Annotated in this window: 16 protein-coding genes and 1 riboswitch; of the genes, 7 read left to right on the top strand and 9 right to left on the bottom strand. The window is 54.4% G+C overall.

Annotation, left to right across the window (positions count from 1 at the left end; genetic code table 11):
- Positions 1 to 111: 111 nt before the first annotated feature.
- Positions 112 to 1,419, bottom strand: coding sequence for an aminotransferase class I/II-fold pyridoxal phosphate-dependent enzyme (locus O9H85_RS33190; RefSeq protein WP_269885656.1), 1,308 nt, complete (start codon positions 1,417 to 1,419; stop codon positions 112 to 114).
- A gap of 188 nt (positions 1,420 to 1,607) precedes the next feature.
- On the opposite strand from O9H85_RS33190, the gene O9H85_RS33185 reads away from it, so the two are divergent.
- Together O9H85_RS33185 and kduI are read left to right on the top strand one after the other, a co-directional pair.
- Positions 1,608 to 2,375 (top strand): DeoR/GlpR family DNA-binding transcription regulator, encoded by a 768-nt coding sequence (locus O9H85_RS33185; protein ID WP_269885655.1) that lies wholly within the window; start codon positions 1,608 to 1,610, stop codon positions 2,373 to 2,375.
- Between the two features lie 91 nt (positions 2,376 to 2,466).
- Positions 2,467 to 3,300 carry a 5-dehydro-4-deoxy-D-glucuronate isomerase gene (gene kduI / locus O9H85_RS33180; RefSeq protein ID WP_269885654.1) on the top strand — a complete coding sequence of 278 codons (834 nt, stop codon included), beginning with the start codon at positions 2,467 to 2,469 and terminating at the stop codon, positions 3,298 to 3,300.
- Between the two features lie 78 nt (positions 3,301 to 3,378).
- On the opposite strand, the gene glsA is transcribed toward kduI, so the two are convergent.
- The 3 genes from glsA to O9H85_RS33165 all read right to left on the bottom strand — a co-directional run bounded on the left by glsA (position 3,379) and on the right by O9H85_RS33165 (position 5,510).
- On the bottom strand, positions 3,379 to 4,323 hold the full coding sequence (gene glsA / locus O9H85_RS33175) for a glutaminase A (RefSeq protein ID WP_269885653.1): 945 nt from the start codon (positions 4,321 to 4,323) through the stop codon (positions 3,379 to 3,381).
- A 167-nt stretch (positions 4,324 to 4,490) separates the two neighbouring features.
- Positions 4,491 to 4,820 (bottom strand): chaperone CsaA, encoded by a 330-nt coding sequence (gene csaA / locus O9H85_RS33170; protein ID WP_269885652.1) that lies wholly within the window; start codon positions 4,818 to 4,820, stop codon positions 4,491 to 4,493.
- A gap of 57 nt (positions 4,821 to 4,877) precedes the next feature.
- On the bottom strand, positions 4,878 to 5,510 hold the full coding sequence (locus O9H85_RS33165; protein WP_269885651.1) for a pyridoxamine 5'-phosphate oxidase family protein: 633 nt from the start codon (positions 5,508 to 5,510) through the stop codon (positions 4,878 to 4,880).
- Positions 5,511 to 5,724: 214 nt separating this feature from the next.
- Here O9H85_RS33165 and O9H85_RS33160 point away from each other — a divergent pair, with 214 nt between their 5' ends.
- A complete protein-coding gene (locus O9H85_RS33160) occupies positions 5,725 to 6,447 on the top strand; it encodes a metallophosphoesterase family protein (protein ID WP_269885650.1) in 723 nt (240 codons plus the stop codon).
- A 131-nt stretch (positions 6,448 to 6,578) separates the two neighbouring features.
- On the opposite strand, the gene O9H85_RS33155 is transcribed toward O9H85_RS33160, so the two are convergent.
- The 3 genes from O9H85_RS33155 to O9H85_RS33145 all read right to left on the bottom strand — a co-directional run bounded on the left by O9H85_RS33155 (position 6,579) and on the right by O9H85_RS33145 (position 9,168).
- Positions 6,579 to 7,532 (bottom strand): NAD-dependent epimerase/dehydratase family protein, encoded by a 954-nt coding sequence (locus O9H85_RS33155; protein WP_269885649.1) that lies wholly within the window; start codon positions 7,530 to 7,532, stop codon positions 6,579 to 6,581.
- 73 nt (positions 7,533 to 7,605) lie between these two features.
- Complete coding sequence (locus O9H85_RS33150; RefSeq protein ID WP_269885648.1) at positions 7,606 to 8,454, bottom strand: MerR family transcriptional regulator; 849 nt, start codon at positions 8,452 to 8,454, stop codon at positions 7,606 to 7,608.
- A 234-nt stretch (positions 8,455 to 8,688) separates the two neighbouring features.
- On the bottom strand, positions 8,689 to 9,168 hold the full coding sequence (locus O9H85_RS33145; protein ID WP_269885647.1) for a GNAT family N-acetyltransferase: 480 nt from the start codon (positions 9,166 to 9,168) through the stop codon (positions 8,689 to 8,691).
- A gap of 143 nt (positions 9,169 to 9,311) precedes the next feature.
- Between O9H85_RS33145 and pdxR the strand changes: the two genes are divergently transcribed.
- From pdxR to O9H85_RS33125, 4 genes are all read left to right on the top strand, one after another.
- Positions 9,312 to 10,775 (top strand): MocR-like pyridoxine biosynthesis transcription factor PdxR, encoded by a 1,464-nt coding sequence (gene pdxR, locus O9H85_RS33140; RefSeq protein ID WP_269885646.1) that lies wholly within the window; start codon positions 9,312 to 9,314, stop codon positions 10,773 to 10,775.
- Between the two features lie 309 nt (positions 10,776 to 11,084).
- Positions 11,085 to 11,660: a cupredoxin domain-containing protein gene (locus O9H85_RS33135; protein ID WP_269885645.1), complete on the top strand. Its 576-nt coding sequence runs from the start codon at positions 11,085 to 11,087 to the stop codon at positions 11,658 to 11,660.
- A gap of 245 nt (positions 11,661 to 11,905) precedes the next feature.
- On the top strand, positions 11,906 to 12,331 hold the full coding sequence (locus O9H85_RS33130) for a hypothetical protein (RefSeq protein WP_269885644.1): 426 nt from the start codon (positions 11,906 to 11,908) through the stop codon (positions 12,329 to 12,331).
- A gap of 16 nt (positions 12,332 to 12,347) precedes the next feature.
- The gene (locus O9H85_RS33125) at positions 12,348 to 13,319 is read left to right on the top strand and encodes an HD-GYP domain-containing protein (protein ID WP_269885697.1); all 972 of its coding nucleotides are present in this window, start codon (positions 12,348 to 12,350) and stop codon (positions 13,317 to 13,319) included.
- A gap of 72 nt (positions 13,320 to 13,391) precedes the next feature.
- On the opposite strand, the gene O9H85_RS33120 is transcribed toward O9H85_RS33125, so the two are convergent.
- Together O9H85_RS33120 and asd are read right to left on the bottom strand one after the other, a co-directional pair.
- Positions 13,392 to 13,547, bottom strand: coding sequence for a hypothetical protein (locus O9H85_RS33120; RefSeq protein WP_269885643.1), 156 nt, complete (start codon positions 13,545 to 13,547; stop codon positions 13,392 to 13,394).
- Between the two features lie 31 nt (positions 13,548 to 13,578).
- Positions 13,579 to 14,370 carry an archaetidylserine decarboxylase gene (gene asd, locus O9H85_RS33115; RefSeq protein ID WP_269885642.1) on the bottom strand — a complete coding sequence of 264 codons (792 nt, stop codon included), beginning with the start codon at positions 14,368 to 14,370 and terminating at the stop codon, positions 13,579 to 13,581.
- Positions 14,371 to 14,933: 563 nt separating this feature from the next.
- A riboswitch (TPP riboswitch) is annotated at positions 14,934 to 15,039 on the top strand.
- Positions 15,040 to 15,305: the final 266 nt, after the last annotated feature.

Genomic DNA, 15,305 nt, shown 5'->3' with positions numbered 1-15,305 from the left:
GATCAAGCACTTCAAGAAAGCTATACGCAGCGCTTGTATTGAGGCTTTGGAACATATAGCTAAAAAAAAGAGGATGCTCTGTCCTTGGGGAACAGGCCTCCTCTGTTTGCTTTACTTCGCAGAGACTTTCTCCAGATCCTGCACGCCCTGGAAGATCGTCTCGAACAGCTCGTCGAGATTCGCTTCCTCGATGCACGAGAACGCGACGCGCAGGTCGGTTTCGCCGAGGGCGATCGTGCCGATGCCGTACCGGTCGAGCAGGTGGACGCGTAGCGTCTCGGCGGCGACGGTTTTCAGCTTCAGGCACATGAAGTAGCCGGAGTTGAATGGGTAGTACTCCCAAGCGCCGTCGAACTTGCCCGTGTCGAGCAGCGCCTTCACGCGGTTGGCGCGGCCCTTCATGATGTCGAACTTCTCCTGCTTCTGGGCTTTGAAGTCCGGAGACTGCAGCGCCTTCAGCACGAACGTCTGCGACGGGTGCGGTCCGCTCGAGATCGTAGCGCGGATGATGCCCATCGTCTTCTGCTCAAGTGCGGCCAGCATCGCTTCGCTCTGTCCGCAATAAGTGATGAAGCCGACGCGGAAGCCCCAAACGTACTCTTCCTTGGTCGCTCCGTCGATCTTCACGGACAGCACGCGTTCATGCAGGCCGGCGAGCTGGCCTGCGAGCGATTCCTGGAGGGAATCCTCGAAGAAGAGGCCGAAGTATGCGTCGTCCGTCACGGCAACAACGTTGATTCCCGCTTCGGCGGCTTCCTTGATCGCGGCGACGATCGCTTTGCCTTCCTCTACGCCCGGGGTATAGCCCGTCGGGTTGTTCGGGAAGTTCAGCACGACGATCGCTTTGCCTTTGCTCTTCTGGGCAAGCAGCGTGTCGCGCAGGCCCTCCGCATTGAAGCGGCGGTCGCTATTGTACAGCGGGTAGAAAGCAAGCTCGGCTCCGCGGCGGATGCCGAAGGTCAGCTCGTAGTTCTCCCAGTTTTTGTCCGGGATGATGACAACGTCGCCGGGACCCGCGAACAGATCGGCTACGATGCTGAGGCCATGGGTCAAGGCGTTCGTGACGATCGGGTTGCCGAGTCCTTTTCCCGCGAGGGACGGATTTTCTTCCACCATCTTGCTCTTCCAAGCGGTGCGCAGCTCCGGCTTGCCGGCCGGCGGCGCATATTCGTAAATGTCCTTCGGATCGTATGCGGACAGATTATCTTGAATGACCTTGAGGTGCATCGGCTTTCCGTTCTCAAGCGCGGTGCCGATCGTTGCATTAAATTTCTTCGCTTTCGCTTTGGCTTCGGCCGATTGGCTCAAGATGCCTACCTTAGGGAAATAAATTTGTCTTCCGAGCTCGGAGAGCATGTCGTAGACGTGGCGGTTTTCCTGAGCTATCGTATCGTTCAGCTGCGCAGCAAGAGGGTTCATGAACTTTATCCATCCCTTTCATCAGATCATGTAACGTAAGATAGCCCATATTATAACACTTTACGGCAGCACCGTCACCGTGCATTTGCTGCCATGGGGGCTCCCTTACCTATTTCGAGAAAAATCTTGGTTTTCGCAGGGCCGCTATGATACCATAGGGACAACATCCCGCGAAGCGGAGGAACGAAATGTCTGCCATCAAGCGCTACGAACTCATCATGCAGCATCTGCTCGCCTCCGGAGAAGTGACGGTAGGGGAGCTCGCCGAGCGGCTCCACGTCACGGGCAAAACGATCCGTCAAGACTTCGAGAAGCTCGAGGGCAAAGGACTGCTCCGGCGGACGCACGGCGGCGCCGTGCTGGCGAGCGACAGCTACTCCGGGCTGTTCCGTGAGCAGGAAGCGGGCTCCAAGCATCCGGACGAGAAGCAGCAGGCGGCCCGGTGCGCGCTCGCACATATCGGGCAGGGCGATATTATCGCTCTCGACAGCGGCAGCACGACGCTGGAAATCGCCAAGCTGCTGGACAACATGCCCCTCACGGTTATTACGAACGATCTGTACGTCATCGGAGAGCTGATCAAGAAGGATCAAATCCGGCTCGTCGTCCCCGGCGGCGTCCGCAGCCGTAACCAGCTCGTGAACGAGAACGCCGGGAATTTCCTGCGCAAGCTGAATGTGCAGAAGGCATTTTTATCAACTACCGGCATCCATCTGGAGTACGGTCTCACGATTTTTACCCAGATGCATGCCGAGCAGAAACGGGCGCTCATCGAATCGGCGAGAGAAGTTTACTGCGTCGCCGACCACAGCAAGTTCGATAAATGCGCGCTGTTCACCTTCGCCAAGCTGCAGGAGGTCGGGACGGTGCTGACCGATGCCGGGCTGACGGACGAGCTGCTGCACAAATACGAAACCGCCGGCGTCCGGATCGAACGGTTTTTGCACGTGCAATAGGGTTCATTTCGGTTCACGAACATTTCAATTGAACTTAAATGAACATGAGTTTATACTAGACATGAACCTAATTACGGGAGGAATCATGATTATGGAAATCCGTTACGCAACGAATCCGGCTTCAACGAAGAGCTACGATACCGAAGGACTTCGCAAGGAATATTTGATTGACAATCTGTTCGTGCCGGGAGAGCTTAAGCTGACTTACTCCCACGTGGACCGCTTCATCGCCGGCGCCGCCATTCCGACGAAAGAGCCGATCAAGCTCGAAGCGGACAAGCATACGATGGGCTCCGACTACTTCCTCGAGCGCCGCGAAATCGGCATCATCAACATCGGGCCGAAGGGCTTTATTACCGTTGACGGCACCGAATACGAAATCAACAATAAAGAATGCCTTTACGTAGGTCTTGGCAACAAGGAAGTCGTTTTCCGCAGCGCCGACCCGGCGAATCCTGCACGCTTCTATTTCAATTCCACACCGGCCCACAAGAACTATCCGACGGAGAAAATCGACCTGGATTCCGCGGAATCGCAGCACCTCGGTTCGATCACGAACTCGAACGAGCGGACGATTTACCGCTTCATCCACCTGAACGGCACGAAGAGCTGCCAACTCGTGATGGGCATGACGCTGCTGAAGCCGGGCAACATGTGGAACACCATGCCTTGCCATACGCACAACCGCCGCTCCGAGATCTATCTGTACTTTGATATGCCGGAAGACGGAGTCGTGTTCCACCTGATGGGCGAGCCGAACGAAACCCGCCACCTGGTGATGCGCAACGAACAAGCGGTCATCAGCCCGAGCTGGTCGATCCACAGCGGCGTAGGCACTAGCAACTATACGTTCATCTGGGCCATGGCAGGCGAGAACCAAGAGTTCCACGACATGGACGCCGTTCCGATGAAGGACCTGAAATAATCGTTGCACGCTACAAAAAAGCACAAGACTTCGCACGCCCTAGCTGCGAACTTGTGCTTTTTCTTGTTGGCCTTGAGCTTAGAACATGCTCCAGCCGTTCGACTCCGACAGCGTCCGCAGCAAATGAACCCCTGCGGTGCTGTTGCCCTTATCGTTCAGTGCCGGACCTACGACACCGATCCCGTAGCGGCCCGGAACGAGGGCGAGGATGCCTCCGGCTACGCCGCTCTTGGCCGGGATGCCGACATGAATGGCGAACTCGCCGGACGCGTTGTACATGCCGCAGGAGACCATGAAGGTCTTGGCGATCTGCACGAAGCGTCTCGGTACGAGCGGCTTGTCCGTGATCGGATCCGTCCCGTTATACGCTAGCACCAAGGCCATCCGCGCCAGATGACGGCAGGTGACCAGAACGGAGCAGTGCTTGAAGTACACATCCAGCACCTGCTCCACGTCGATTTCTTCGCCGAGCACCTCATTGTCCTTGAGAAAATAGGCGAGCGAACGGTTGCGGTGGGCTGTTGCCGATTCGGAGCGATAGACGGCCTCATCGATTTCCAGTCCGCTATCCCCGCTCAGCTCGCGGAAGAAAGCCAGGATGCGCTCCACCTTCTCCGCGGGCGTCGCTCCGTGAATGAGCGAGGAGATCGTAATGGCTCCTGCGTTAATGAGCGGATTGAACGGGATGCCCGGCTCCACCAGCTCCAGCTTCAGCATCGAATTGAAGTCGTCGCCGGTCGGCTCCATGCCCACCTTGCGGAAGACGGCTTCCTCGCCGTTATCCATCAGCGCCAGGAGAAGCGTGAATACCTTGGAGATGCTCTGCATCGTGAAAGTCAGTCCGCTGTCTCCTGCGGCTATCTCGTGGCCCGCTCCGTCGAGGATCGAAATGCCCAGTGCATCCGCAGGCGCCTTGGCGAGCTCGGGAATATAGGCGGCAACCTGTCCGAACGCTGCCTGTTTGCGGCTTTCCTCCAACCAGGCGGGAAGCCGATCCATCCATTTCACTGCAGCACTAGTCATGGGATCAAGCCTCCTTTTTCTCTATTTTACCTCAATCGGCCAGTTTCCCGAAAGATAGGATTTGCAGGCGCAGGGTGGGCGAGGCATCCGCTAGGGAATGGACGGCCGCCATCCGGCTGGCTCGGGCTCAAGTTTAGGTTAAGATTCAGGTATCGTTGCGGCAAAGCTTAAGCCACCGGCGTGCCGTTCGGTACGGGTTCGTCCGGCTTCAGCAGCACGACATCGCCTTCCTCCGGCGTCCCGCCCAGCACGAGTACTTCGGACTGAAAGCCGGCGATCCGTCGCGGCGGAAGATTGACGACGGCCGCGACCTGCTGTCCGACAAGCGTTCCGGGATTATATCTTCTCGTAATTTGGGCGGAGGAGCGCTTGATCCCGAGCTCGCCGAAATCAATCTCCAATTTGATCGCCGGTTTGCGCGCTTCGGGAAAAGGCTCAGCCGAGATCACGGTCCCGATGCGAATTTCCAGGGCTAAAAAATCGTCTATGGTTGCCATAATGAATGTAAACTCCTATTCCTGCAGATTATGGCCTTATTTTACCATAAACTGAATTTACAAACGATCAGCATCCTTGTTATGAAAAGGACAATACCGCTTCATCATTTCTACGGTTTCCGGATCTCCGGCCAGACCGCGTTCCTCCAGTCCCTCCATTACCTGAGCCAGACGGTCCTCTTTCAGGTTTTGGCCGAATTTGAATTTTGCAGTCAAGTCCTCCACCGTAATCCTGACCACGGAAACGGCTTTCAGCTCGCCTGTATACAGCGGATCGTCAGGGGTGATGGGCGCATACCCGCCTTCAGGCTGCAGCTTTTCCATGAGTCCGGACAAGGCCTCCGCTTTCTCATGCAAATCATCAACCGGCTCCGCGATTCCCCGGATATGAACGGATTTGAAAAAAGCCGTCGCCGGACAAGCCTGGCGGGGGTCGGAGAAGTAAGAGGGAATAACGGCAAACTCCTTGGCTACGGCAAAGCTGACTTTATGGGACTTTACGAGCTCTTTCATTTTGCTGCCGGCTTTCGACCCGTGAAAGTAAATATGGCCGTTCTGATACGTATAGTTCAGCGGAGTAATGTGAGGATATCCGTCCTCGCCGGACGTTCCCAGAAAGCCGAACGACATGCTCCGCAGAAAATCCTCAATCTCCTGCTGCTCCTGAACCGAAAATTCTTTTCTTCTCATGGTGTGTCCCTCCATCTTTTTTTCATTTATCATAAAGGAGGGGTGGATCGTAAAAAAGATCCAATTTACTATGGTTTTATTGGACCACTTATGCTCCGTTGACAAGAACGCCGATTGTATCGGTATAATATGGGAAAGCAGTACCATGATCGTTGTTCCACGAAAAGGGGGTTCTCGGGGAAGGAACTCTACACAATAACAAGAGGTGAATCCAATGAAAATCGCGTTTATTTCGGATATACACGGCAATGCCATCGCGCTGGATGCCGTTCTGGAGGATATTAGGAAGAAGGCAGCGGACCGAGTTTATGTGCTTGGCGATCTGTGTTACCGCGGACCGGATCCGAAGGGAGTGCTCGAACGGGTCCGGTCGTTAAATACGAAGGTGATTAAAGGAAATGCGGATGAATGGGCCGTTCGCGGCGTGCGCCCGGGAGAAGTTCCGGATCACGTCTTGGAGCTGATGAACCGGGAACGCGACTGGACAGTCTCTCGGCTGGATCAACAGGACATCGACTATTTAACCGCTCTGCCGACCGAGCTTCGGCTTGACGTCGAAGGGGTGTCGATCAACGCATTTCATGCGACGCCGGACAGCTTGTTCGATATCGTAGTGCCGGGTGCGGGCGATGATGTTCTGCAAGCGAAGCTCATGTCGGCGGGGAAGGCGGACATCTACATCTATGCCCATATTCATAAGCCGTACATCCGGTATATGGAAGGTAAAATCTTGATGAATACCGGAAGCGTCGGCCTGCCGTTCGACGGTTTGGCCCGGGCATCCTATGCCATCGTTGAAGTGAGTGAAGGAACGATAGGCACGTCCATCGAGCGGGTTCCGTTCGATATCGAAAAAGCCATCCGGCAATACGAGGACGAGCAATATCCGAATGCGGAGATGATGGCTAGGATTTTGCGGAATGCGAGCGTAAAATAACAGAGGAATTTTCTGTTTTTTTAGTTGATAAGAATTTATAAGTATTCGTAACTTATAGCTTCGCATCAACCTTGGTAAACGCGCTGGTCCTTGTAAGACAAGGACGGCGTAGCCGTTTATCCTGGAAGCGTTCATTTATTCCCGACGTTACGCATACTTCTGTACCAGTGTATCGTTTGCCTAACCGCCTCTTTATGCGGGGTTGTAAGATGGCCGCCGAATTCTCCCGCAAATTTGCTATGATCCACAATAAAAGGCCGCTCAAATTCATAAAAAATTTCTTTAATTTCCTTCATCATTGGATGAAACATGGATAAAATAGAAACGACGCTTCGCGAAGAAGCACGAACTTTACCGTTTGTACCCAATTCGTCAAAAACCAACTGAAGCAGCTGCCTTGTCGTAATCGTTTCCGCGCTTGGAATATGCCAGACTTCCCCTAATGCCCGATCCTCTTGTCCAAGAGTGGCCAAGCCTCTGGCGAAGTCGTCAATGTAAGTATACGTATGGAGTACATCCAAATTTCCCAGCATATCAACGGGTTTCCCGTTTAATGCAAATCCAAAAACTCTTTCGCCCATAAAAGACTGCAGAACCCCGGGGCCATAAAAGTCGGACGCTCTTCCGATGGCTGCGCGGACCTTCCCGTTCTTATGGGCATTCATTAATTCCTCGGCCATCTTCGCCCTTGTAATGCCCTTTGAGCCTTCCGCTCTATACGGAAGGCTTTCCTTTAACGGAGTATCTACACTACCGTACATGTAAAGATTATCCGCATAGATTAGCTTGGCGTTCGCAGCGGCGGCTCCCTCTAAAATCCCTTTTGTTATAGCCGGGAATTGTTTTGGCCAATTCAAATATCCCGGTTGTGCGCAGTGATATATGACAGAGGCATCTTTACAAATTTCGATTGCTTTGGAAACTTGCGACGCATCCCCTTGGATTACCTGAACCTTATCGGCACCAGGCAGTCGGCCGCTGCGATTCACCATGCGAATATCTTGTACCCCTCGTAATTTCAATTCGCGCAAAAGAGCCATTCCTACGGGTCCGGTACCGAAAATCACGTGAGTGTTGTTGTTCATCCTCATCTGCTCCCTTCAAGATCCAGTACCCAAAGGATACTGTCTTACGTAACAGGAGAGTCAAGGATCAACGTTATTTATTTTTAATTATAGGGATTTGAAGCTCCACGACGACCGAATTATAGTCATCATGATTATTTTCTTTGCCGAACAAATGAAGTTCTCGAATCGGCCCGGTCGGTGAGAACCCATGAAGTGTAATCCATTTGAACAACTCTGATAAAGCATAACCGACTTGCATAAAATTGCCGCTATGAATCAAACTGGCAACAACCGCTTCGCCTGGTAAATGACGAATGGAAATAGATTCCGAAACGGCAGGGATTTCGCCGGAATAACTATCATTATCGATCATAGCTGCTGTTTCAATATCGAAGTTATGGTCAACAAATTCCCTTGTATGATACAGCACCAATTCCTGGCTCGCCGTGATCCGATGATTCGTCAGCCATAAGTAAAGCTCGTCGAACATTCTGCAGCGATAGGCAGCCATATCGTGAATGGTTGGGACGATATCGCGGATTGAAACGATGGAGCAAGGAGCTGCATTTTTCAAGATCACTTCGTATGGCGAAGGTTTCCCCTCTTGTTCTATTTGCAACAGTCGAGCCTCGATGTTTCTCAATTGACGGGTCGATTGCTTTATTTGTTCGGACAGCTCCTCTTGTTTCGAGCAAAGCATGGTTCGAAGCTGATCTATCGATAAATTCCGATTAACCCACTCCGAAATTTGTTCCAACGAAAGTCCCATATCCTTGAATGCCAGTATGCGGGTTAACCGCGGCAGCTGATTTAGGGTATAATATCGATAATTTGTCGTTGGGTCGATAAACTCAGGCTTTAATAACCCAAGATCATCGTAATGTCTCAACGTCCTAATGGACACTTGCGCCAACTGGGAAAATACCCCGATTTTAATCAACGGAACACCCCACCCATCATTCAATATCCAAGCAGTCTACTTAATAGTACAGCTCCAATAAGTATAATGCTATACCGGCAAATAAATATGTAAGTGAAAATGACATCCGTCAATTACAGTGTTAAACCGCCCGTTTTGCGGAACGAAAAAAATAACGGCTGCCAAAGCAGCCGTCAGAGTGACGAGAAACCCGGATATGCAGAAAAATGCAAAAGTCAGTAGGTGATGATTTATCTAGACCGGCTGGACCTGAAGCGAGTAATGGTAAAATTGTTCGTCCCGCACATAGCTGAGTGATTCATACAGCCGCTGCGCCGCGGCGTTATCGCATGCGGTGGACAGCTCGAGCCGGATTGCACCCGTCTCGGCCGCATGGAGCCGGGCGGCTTCCATTAATTGCTGAGCAACGCCCTGTCCCCGGGCATCAGGCGAAACGAACAAGTCGTTCAAGATCCAGATCGGCCGCATGGATACGGAAGAAAAGGACGGATACAGCTGAGTAAAGCCGATCGGCTCCCTGCGAGATGCCCCGTAGGCGAAGTAAATGACGGAAGTTCCCTTGTCCAATTGAGAGCGGAGGAAGCTTATCGCTTGCGGGAGGTCGGAAGAGGCCTTGTAGAATACGCGGTACTGATCGAAGAGCGGGGCAATCCGTTCCGCATCCTCAGGCACTGCCTGCGCGACAGGGAAGGAACGTGTTTGTGAATCGGTCATGTGCAAGAACTCCTTTGTATGTCCGGAAAGGACGGTGTGGAATATGCACATCATCATAACCGCTCGATTGACAACGGAAAAGGTCCAATTTAGAGTAAAATCAATAAACCACTTAATGTGGTGTGGAATAGAGGTGTATCGTTGTGCATTTTCAGCTTGCTTATCACTCCTATATAGAACGTTACCCTACCAAGCTGCTGGCGTTGTACCATGCGCTGCGAGACGCCATGGTAGAAGGACGCGTCGTCGACTGTGGAACCCGCTTGCCGTCGACCCGGGAGCTGGCCGCTTTGTACGAGCTGTCCCGCGGAACCGTGAATCAGGTGTACGATATGCTGGCCTCGGAAGGGTATGTGCACTGCGTGATCGGGAGGGGAACCTTCACCGCTTACCGGAACGATCGGACGGAGAGCGAAGCGGACGGGTCAGGGCGGGAGTCGGTCTACCCGTTATCCGGATGGGGAAAGCGGTTCGAATCTGCGGCTCAACTTGAAGAAGCGGCGCCGCTGCAGAAGCCGGCCGTCGTCGATTTCGATCGGTTCGCTCCGGATCTGCACGCTTTCCCGTTCGAGGCCTGGCACCGCTGTTTATTCGCGCAGGTCCGAGAGGTCGGCGGCGATGCGCCCAGCGAGCGGGTGCCGCCGCAAGGCTACGAGCCGCTGCGCGCCGCGATCTCGCAGATGCTGCGGCGTTCGCGCGGCATCGTGGCCGGGCCGGAGCAGATCGCCGTGACGGGCGGCTCCATGCAGGCGATCGCGCTGCTGGCACAGCTTCTCGCGGGCCCGGACGAAACGGCCGTGGCGGAGACGCCGGCGTACAAGGGCATCCGCCGGGCGATCGCGGCCGCCGGCGGGAGCTGCATCGACGCGCCGGTCGATGCGCAGGGCATCGTGCCCGCCGATTGGGAGGCGGCGGCGCTGTTCGTCACGCCCGCGCGTCAGTTCCCGACAGGCGCGGTGCTCTCGCTGGAGCGGCGGCAGGCGCTGCTGCGGTGGGCGGAGACGCGTAATGCAGTCATCGTCGAAGACGATTATGACAGCGAATTCCGCCACCGCGGCAAGAGCCTGGAGCCGCTCAAGGTGCTTGACCGCGGCGAGCGCGTCGTGTACCTCGGCAGCTTTACGAAAACCATGCTGCCTTACGTGCGCATTGGCTATGCCGTGCTGCCCCCGGGCCTTGTCGAGCCGTTCCGCCGCGCGATGGAGCTGTACGCTCCTCAGCCGGTGAACCTGCTGGAGCAGCGGGCGCTTGCTGCATTCATGCACAGCGGGGAGTACGAACGCCATCTGCGCCGCATGAAGCGGGTATACAGCCGGAAGTTTGCACTGCTGCTGCAGGAAGTGACGACTGAACTATCGGCCTGGTTCGATTGGGTGCCCAGCGATGCCGGACTGCACGTGTTCGGCTGGTGGAAGGGGAGCGCGGAATCGTATTTCGAATGCAAGCGCCTTAGCGGGGAGCTCGGCGTTCGATGGTCCGAAGCGCAGTCGGAGGACGCCCTCACCGGAAGGAGAAGGATGGGAGTCTATTTGAATTTCCCTCATTTGTCGGAGGAAGACATCGAAAGGGGAGTCCTGAGGATCAAGCAGGCGGGAGAGGCTTTATAAGCCTTCCTGCCGTGCGATGTCCGTCATACGTCAAACCTAGTGCTGGAAGCAAGATTCGTTAGTCTCTGCCAAAGCGTTTTCCGGCTTAACCAAGCCCATACTCCGTTTCGGGTGCCGCCTTCGTAACTCCGGTGCTCGCGCCGGATCCGGAACCGCTCTGGGCATAGCGGCGGCACAAACATTCGATTATGACTTCAGCGTCAATCTGGCGCTTGCGCTCGCGTTCTCGGCGATGGCGGGTTCATCGGCGGCAAACCGTTCGGCCGGTCTGCGGCAATCAACGGTGCGTTGACCGGCTCACTCGGGGCGATGCTCGGTACCGTTATCGGCAGCCTGCTTTTCAGAACCAATCTAGTCCTCATGGTTACGGACATTGCGTTCATTCTAATCGTGTTCCTCGTTCAGAAAACAGGGGAAAGGCTGATCGACCGCGCTGCTGTGAAGAAGCCCGCTAAGGTATCGGGCAAGCAAACGCGCTATATCGGTACGGCCATGCTGACGGCGGCTGTGTTGATCTTTGCGTGCGGGATCGCCTTGCAAAAAAATCAAATCGCCGCGGGCTCCATAGGACAACCGCAGTCGCAAAAGGCCGCGATGGATGAAGAGAACGACCTGCAGCTGGCAACGATCGAGATCAACGCCTCAGGATTCAGTCCCAAAAATACGGAGTTAAGATCCGGCTCGATGGTCAAGGCGATTGTTAACGTGAAATCGAACGCCGGTACCGGTCTCAAGCTTGTTTCGAAAGAGCTGAACCTGAGCGCGGATTTGAAGGCGGGACAAAACATGTTCTTGATCAATAATCCCCAGCCGGGTATCTATGAACTCATTTTGGAGCCTAAACACCTCAAGAGCACGCTTACGGTAAAAGCCGGAAGCAAATAATTCCGCGGCGGGGGAACGAGCCGATTCATCGAAAGACACAGCACGGCAACCAGAATCGGTCCCCATGGGTCCCTTCGACCTTCCTTGCTTTGCGTACTCCCAGTACCGCCGTTACCTCTTATTGTTCAGTACCCATCTTTTGATGCGGGCTTGGAAGGAATATTGGGGATTGGGTCGAATTTACTATGTTTATAGGACTTTATTGGTAAATTTCGCATTAACGGTCGAATGGAGGAGAGTCTTTCATGAAGGATGGGAAAGGGAAAGGGGCCATGCCGCAAGAAACGACAAACCCGTACAGACGGTTTACGCTGACTCTAGGGGTCTCGGTGCTGCTGATCGGGTTGGCGTTATGTGCGGTTTCCATTTGGACAAGCAACGGTTTCGTGACCCGGGAAACGGTTTCCCTGACCGAGGCCGCTATCAGCAAGCATTTTGCCAAGCTGCCGCAGCTCGGACAAGTATTCGTTGATGCGGACGCGGCTCCGGCCGATAAGGAATACGCGGCGATGCCGAGCTCGGGGGGCCACCGGCATGACCAGCCGGCAGAGCGTGTCGCGGTAAAGGATTACGATGCGCTGAACGCGCTTATCCGCATGCACTTTGACCTCTACTCCATTACCGATACGGCCTTCTATTATCCCGACGGCTTGATTACCTTGTTATCATAAGGTTGAAGTGGGGCAAATGGTCCCGGACGGAAAAAGAGAAGGACTGCTCCAGGCGGCGCATTCCAAGCGGGTGGTCTCGGAGAGGCTTCCCGGGCACATGCTGCACCTCTGGATCCCTGTGCTTAACGGGCAAGGCCAACTGACGGGGCTTGTCGAGCTGACAAGAGATATTACGGCGCAGGACCGTCAGATCGGATGGCTGGAAATCATGCTCTCGGCCGTCATTTTGCTCGGCATGCTGGCGCTCTTCTTCGGCCTGAGGCAAGTATTCGTAGCGTCGGCGAAGCTGATCGACGGCAAAAACCGGGAGCTCGGCCGCATGGTCGCAGTGATTGAGCGGACCTACGACGAATCTTTACAAGCGCTTTCCAGTGCGCTCGATTCGCGGGATAACGAGACGCAGGGGCATTCCTTCCGAGTGACTTCTTATGCGCTGCGTCTCGGACAGGAGATGAGGCTGTCGGAACGGGAGCTTGGACTGCTCGCCAGAGGGGCGCTGCTGCATGATGTAGGTAAAATCGGAGTGCCCGACGCCATTCTGCTGAAGCCGGATCGGTTAACCGAGGACGAATGGAACGTCATGCGCAGCCATGTGGCGATCGGCTACCAGATGCTGCGGCATATTACGTTCCTGGAGCCTTCGCTGGATGTTGTGAGATATCACCATGAGCGTTGGGACGGGAAGGGATACCCCTTCCAGCTGGAAGGAGAACAAATTCCCCTCTATGCTCGCATATTCGCGGTTTGCGACACCTATGACGCGATGACCTCGGATCGTCCTTACCGCAAGGGACGAAGCTGCGAGGAGGCGAGGCAGGAAATCGCCCGCTGCGCCGGCACCCAATTTTGCCCGGAGGTGGCGGAAGCGTTTCTGCGCATTGATCCGGAAGAATGGGGCGAGATTCGCCGTCTAAGCCAGGCAGGGGAGAGCGAGGATCTGCTCGACCGCATGCTATATAAGAACCGGCCCATTCCCCAAGCCGGATAACAATTCAGGCTAAAACAGCCCTCTGATCCGATTCCCGAGCAGGAATCGGATCAGAGGGCTGTTTGTTCTGGCTTAGCTGCGGCCCTGGGTTTCTTCGGACCATTGCGCCAGCATTCGGTCGTAGAGACTGATGGCCGGCAGGATGCGAAATACGGTCGGCTTAACCTGAGCTCTCGCTTCAGGCTGAATGACTGTACGCACCGCCGCTGAGCCGGATGATGCGGACATGCGTGAGCCTCCTCTAATGGTGTATATGTCTTTAGCTGCGGGTTAGGAAGGTTCCGAGCGGCTCGCCCATCTTTACTTTGCTTCCGACGTTCAGATCGGGCCGGCAGTTCAGTGTTCCGTTCTCCGTAAGCAGGACTACGGTGGAGCCGAACTCAAAATAGGCCAGTTCGCCGCCCCGTTCCAGCTGTTCGGGCAGCGGGTCGACATATCGGATCGAGCTGACATTCAGTGCGCCGACTTTCACGACGGCTACTTCACCGTGCTCGTGCTGCACGTAAGTGATCAGGCGTTCGTTCCGGCTGAGCACGCGGCGCATGTGACGGAGGCCGAATTCATTGACCGGGTATACCTTCCCCCCCACGTGTTCCTTCTCAATAATGCGTCCGTTCACGGGGGAATGAATCCGGTGATAATCGGTGGGGCTTAAATAAAGCACATAATAAAAGCCGTTTGTATAATTAACCAGCCGGGGGCTGTGATTGAGCAGCTCTTCGACCGTATAGTCCTGGCCTTTGACGTTCAGAATAAGACCTTCCCGGATGGGACCCATCCCGGTAATGAGAGCGTCCACCGGGCTGACCAGCGTATCCGGCGCGTCATGCACGGGACGCAATCCGGGCTTCAGGCGGCGAGTAAAAAAATCGTTCAGCGATCCGTATTCGTGAAGCGGCTTCTCCGCTTCTTCGATGCGGATGCCGTACGTCCGGGCGAAGCGGGGAATGAGCGAGCGGCTGGTTCTGGACTTGGCGAAAGCTCCTGTTGCCCGGGATACCGATTTGCGGGAGGACAGCTCCGTAAGCAGCCGAAACAACGATGTTTTCATAGTATTTCTATATCACCTATTCTTTAAGTTGTGAGTTTCCCATACTATAGGAAGGTTTTGCAATCTAACGCTTATCTTGACATAGAACCGGTTACAAATCAACCCTTCCGGCCAACGCAAAAAGGCTCCGACGGGAGCCCGATTGGCCGAGAATGTGCGATTAATTCTGGGGCTCAAGCCCTTGTACCGATTTCTTGTATTCCCCGCAGCTGAGGCACGTGTCGAAATTCACAAGCACGGGCCAACAGGACCCGGAGAATTTGGTGCACGAAACGGGCGTTTTGTACTCCGGGGCTTCGGAAACCATGGTGCAGTAAGTGCAGTACGCAATAAGCTGTGGATTGATAAGAGGGGCAGGAATCAACTGATAACCCGATTTTTTCATAACATGCATCCCTTCCAAAAAAGGTAGCGTTTTCATGATGAGATTCGATAAGAATTCCCGATACAGTGAACCTGTCAGGCGGAGAAACAAGCCTATTGTATCATAACTTTTACAGATTGTACCAGTAAATTTTGTTTAAGGTTCCCATTGACATTTTTTACTATCATGCTATCATGAGGTATGTCACTAGGGGAGCCTTCAAGGCTGAGATTGGATCAATAGATCCTAGACCCTCTGAACCTGATCTGGATTGTACCAGCGTAGGGAAGTGGATAGCCGATTGTTCGCGCGCGTTCATGTGCTGACAAAGCCGTTTCCATTCCTATGGGAACGGCTTTTTTCGTTGAGCGTGCCCAGAGGCACGCATCTTCTTGCCGGTGAAAGTCCGGTCGCGGGAGGGACCAAGCCCCCGCGTAGCTAGGATGCCTACGTATAGCGAAAGCAGTACGTAGAAGCGCATCGACGGAAGTACCTGTCAGAGACAGGGCAAGCAACATGCCAGGCCGTAACATAAAGTGAATCCTGCCGCGTCGTTAAAAAGGCCTCGCAA

Source organism: Paenibacillus gyeongsangnamensis (assembly GCF_027533625.1).
In the GTDB taxonomy this organism is placed as follows: domain Bacteria; phylum Bacillota; class Bacilli; order Paenibacillales; family NBRC-103111; genus Paenibacillus_G; species Paenibacillus_G gyeongsangnamensis.
Note: the sequence above shows the minus strand (reverse complement) of the source record. Positions and strands in the feature narration are given on the sequence as shown.

Coding starts and splice junctions, on each gene's coding strand:
- asd (WP_269885642.1), bottom strand. CDS start 14,370: ATGAAAACATCGTTGTTTCGGCTGCTTACGGAGCTGTCCTCCCGCAAA.
- kduI (WP_269885654.1), top strand. CDS start 2,467: ATGGAAATCCGTTACGCAACGAATCCGGCTTCAACGAAGAGCTACGAT.
- O9H85_RS33155 (WP_269885649.1), bottom strand. CDS start 7,532: ATGAACAACAACACTCACGTGATTTTCGGTACCGGACCCGTAGGAATG.
- O9H85_RS33120 (WP_269885643.1), bottom strand. CDS start 13,547: ATGTCCGCATCATCCGGCTCAGCGGCGGTGCGTACAGTCATTCAGCCT.
- O9H85_RS33165 (WP_269885651.1), bottom strand. CDS start 5,510: ATGAGAAGAAAAGAATTTTCGGTTCAGGAGCAGCAGGAGATTGAGGAT.
- csaA (WP_269885652.1), bottom strand. CDS start 4,820: ATGGCAACCATAGACGATTTTTTAGCCCTGGAAATTCGCATCGGGACC.
- glsA (WP_269885653.1), bottom strand. CDS start 4,323: ATGACTAGTGCTGCAGTGAAATGGATGGATCGGCTTCCCGCCTGGTTG.
- O9H85_RS33135 (WP_269885645.1), top strand. CDS start 11,085: ATGCTCGGTACCGTTATCGGCAGCCTGCTTTTCAGAACCAATCTAGTC.
- O9H85_RS33145 (WP_269885647.1), bottom strand. CDS start 9,168: ATGACCGATTCACAAACACGTTCCTTCCCTGTCGCGCAGGCAGTGCCT.
- O9H85_RS33185 (WP_269885655.1), top strand. CDS start 1,608: ATGTCTGCCATCAAGCGCTACGAACTCATCATGCAGCATCTGCTCGCC.
- O9H85_RS33125 (WP_269885697.1), top strand. CDS start 12,348: ATGGTCCCGGACGGAAAAAGAGAAGGACTGCTCCAGGCGGCGCATTCC.
- O9H85_RS33130 (WP_269885644.1), top strand. CDS start 11,906: ATGAAGGATGGGAAAGGGAAAGGGGCCATGCCGCAAGAAACGACAAAC.
- O9H85_RS33190 (WP_269885656.1), bottom strand. CDS start 1,419: ATGAACCCTCTTGCTGCGCAGCTGAACGATACGATAGCTCAGGAAAAC.
- O9H85_RS33160 (WP_269885650.1), top strand. CDS start 5,725: ATGAAAATCGCGTTTATTTCGGATATACACGGCAATGCCATCGCGCTG.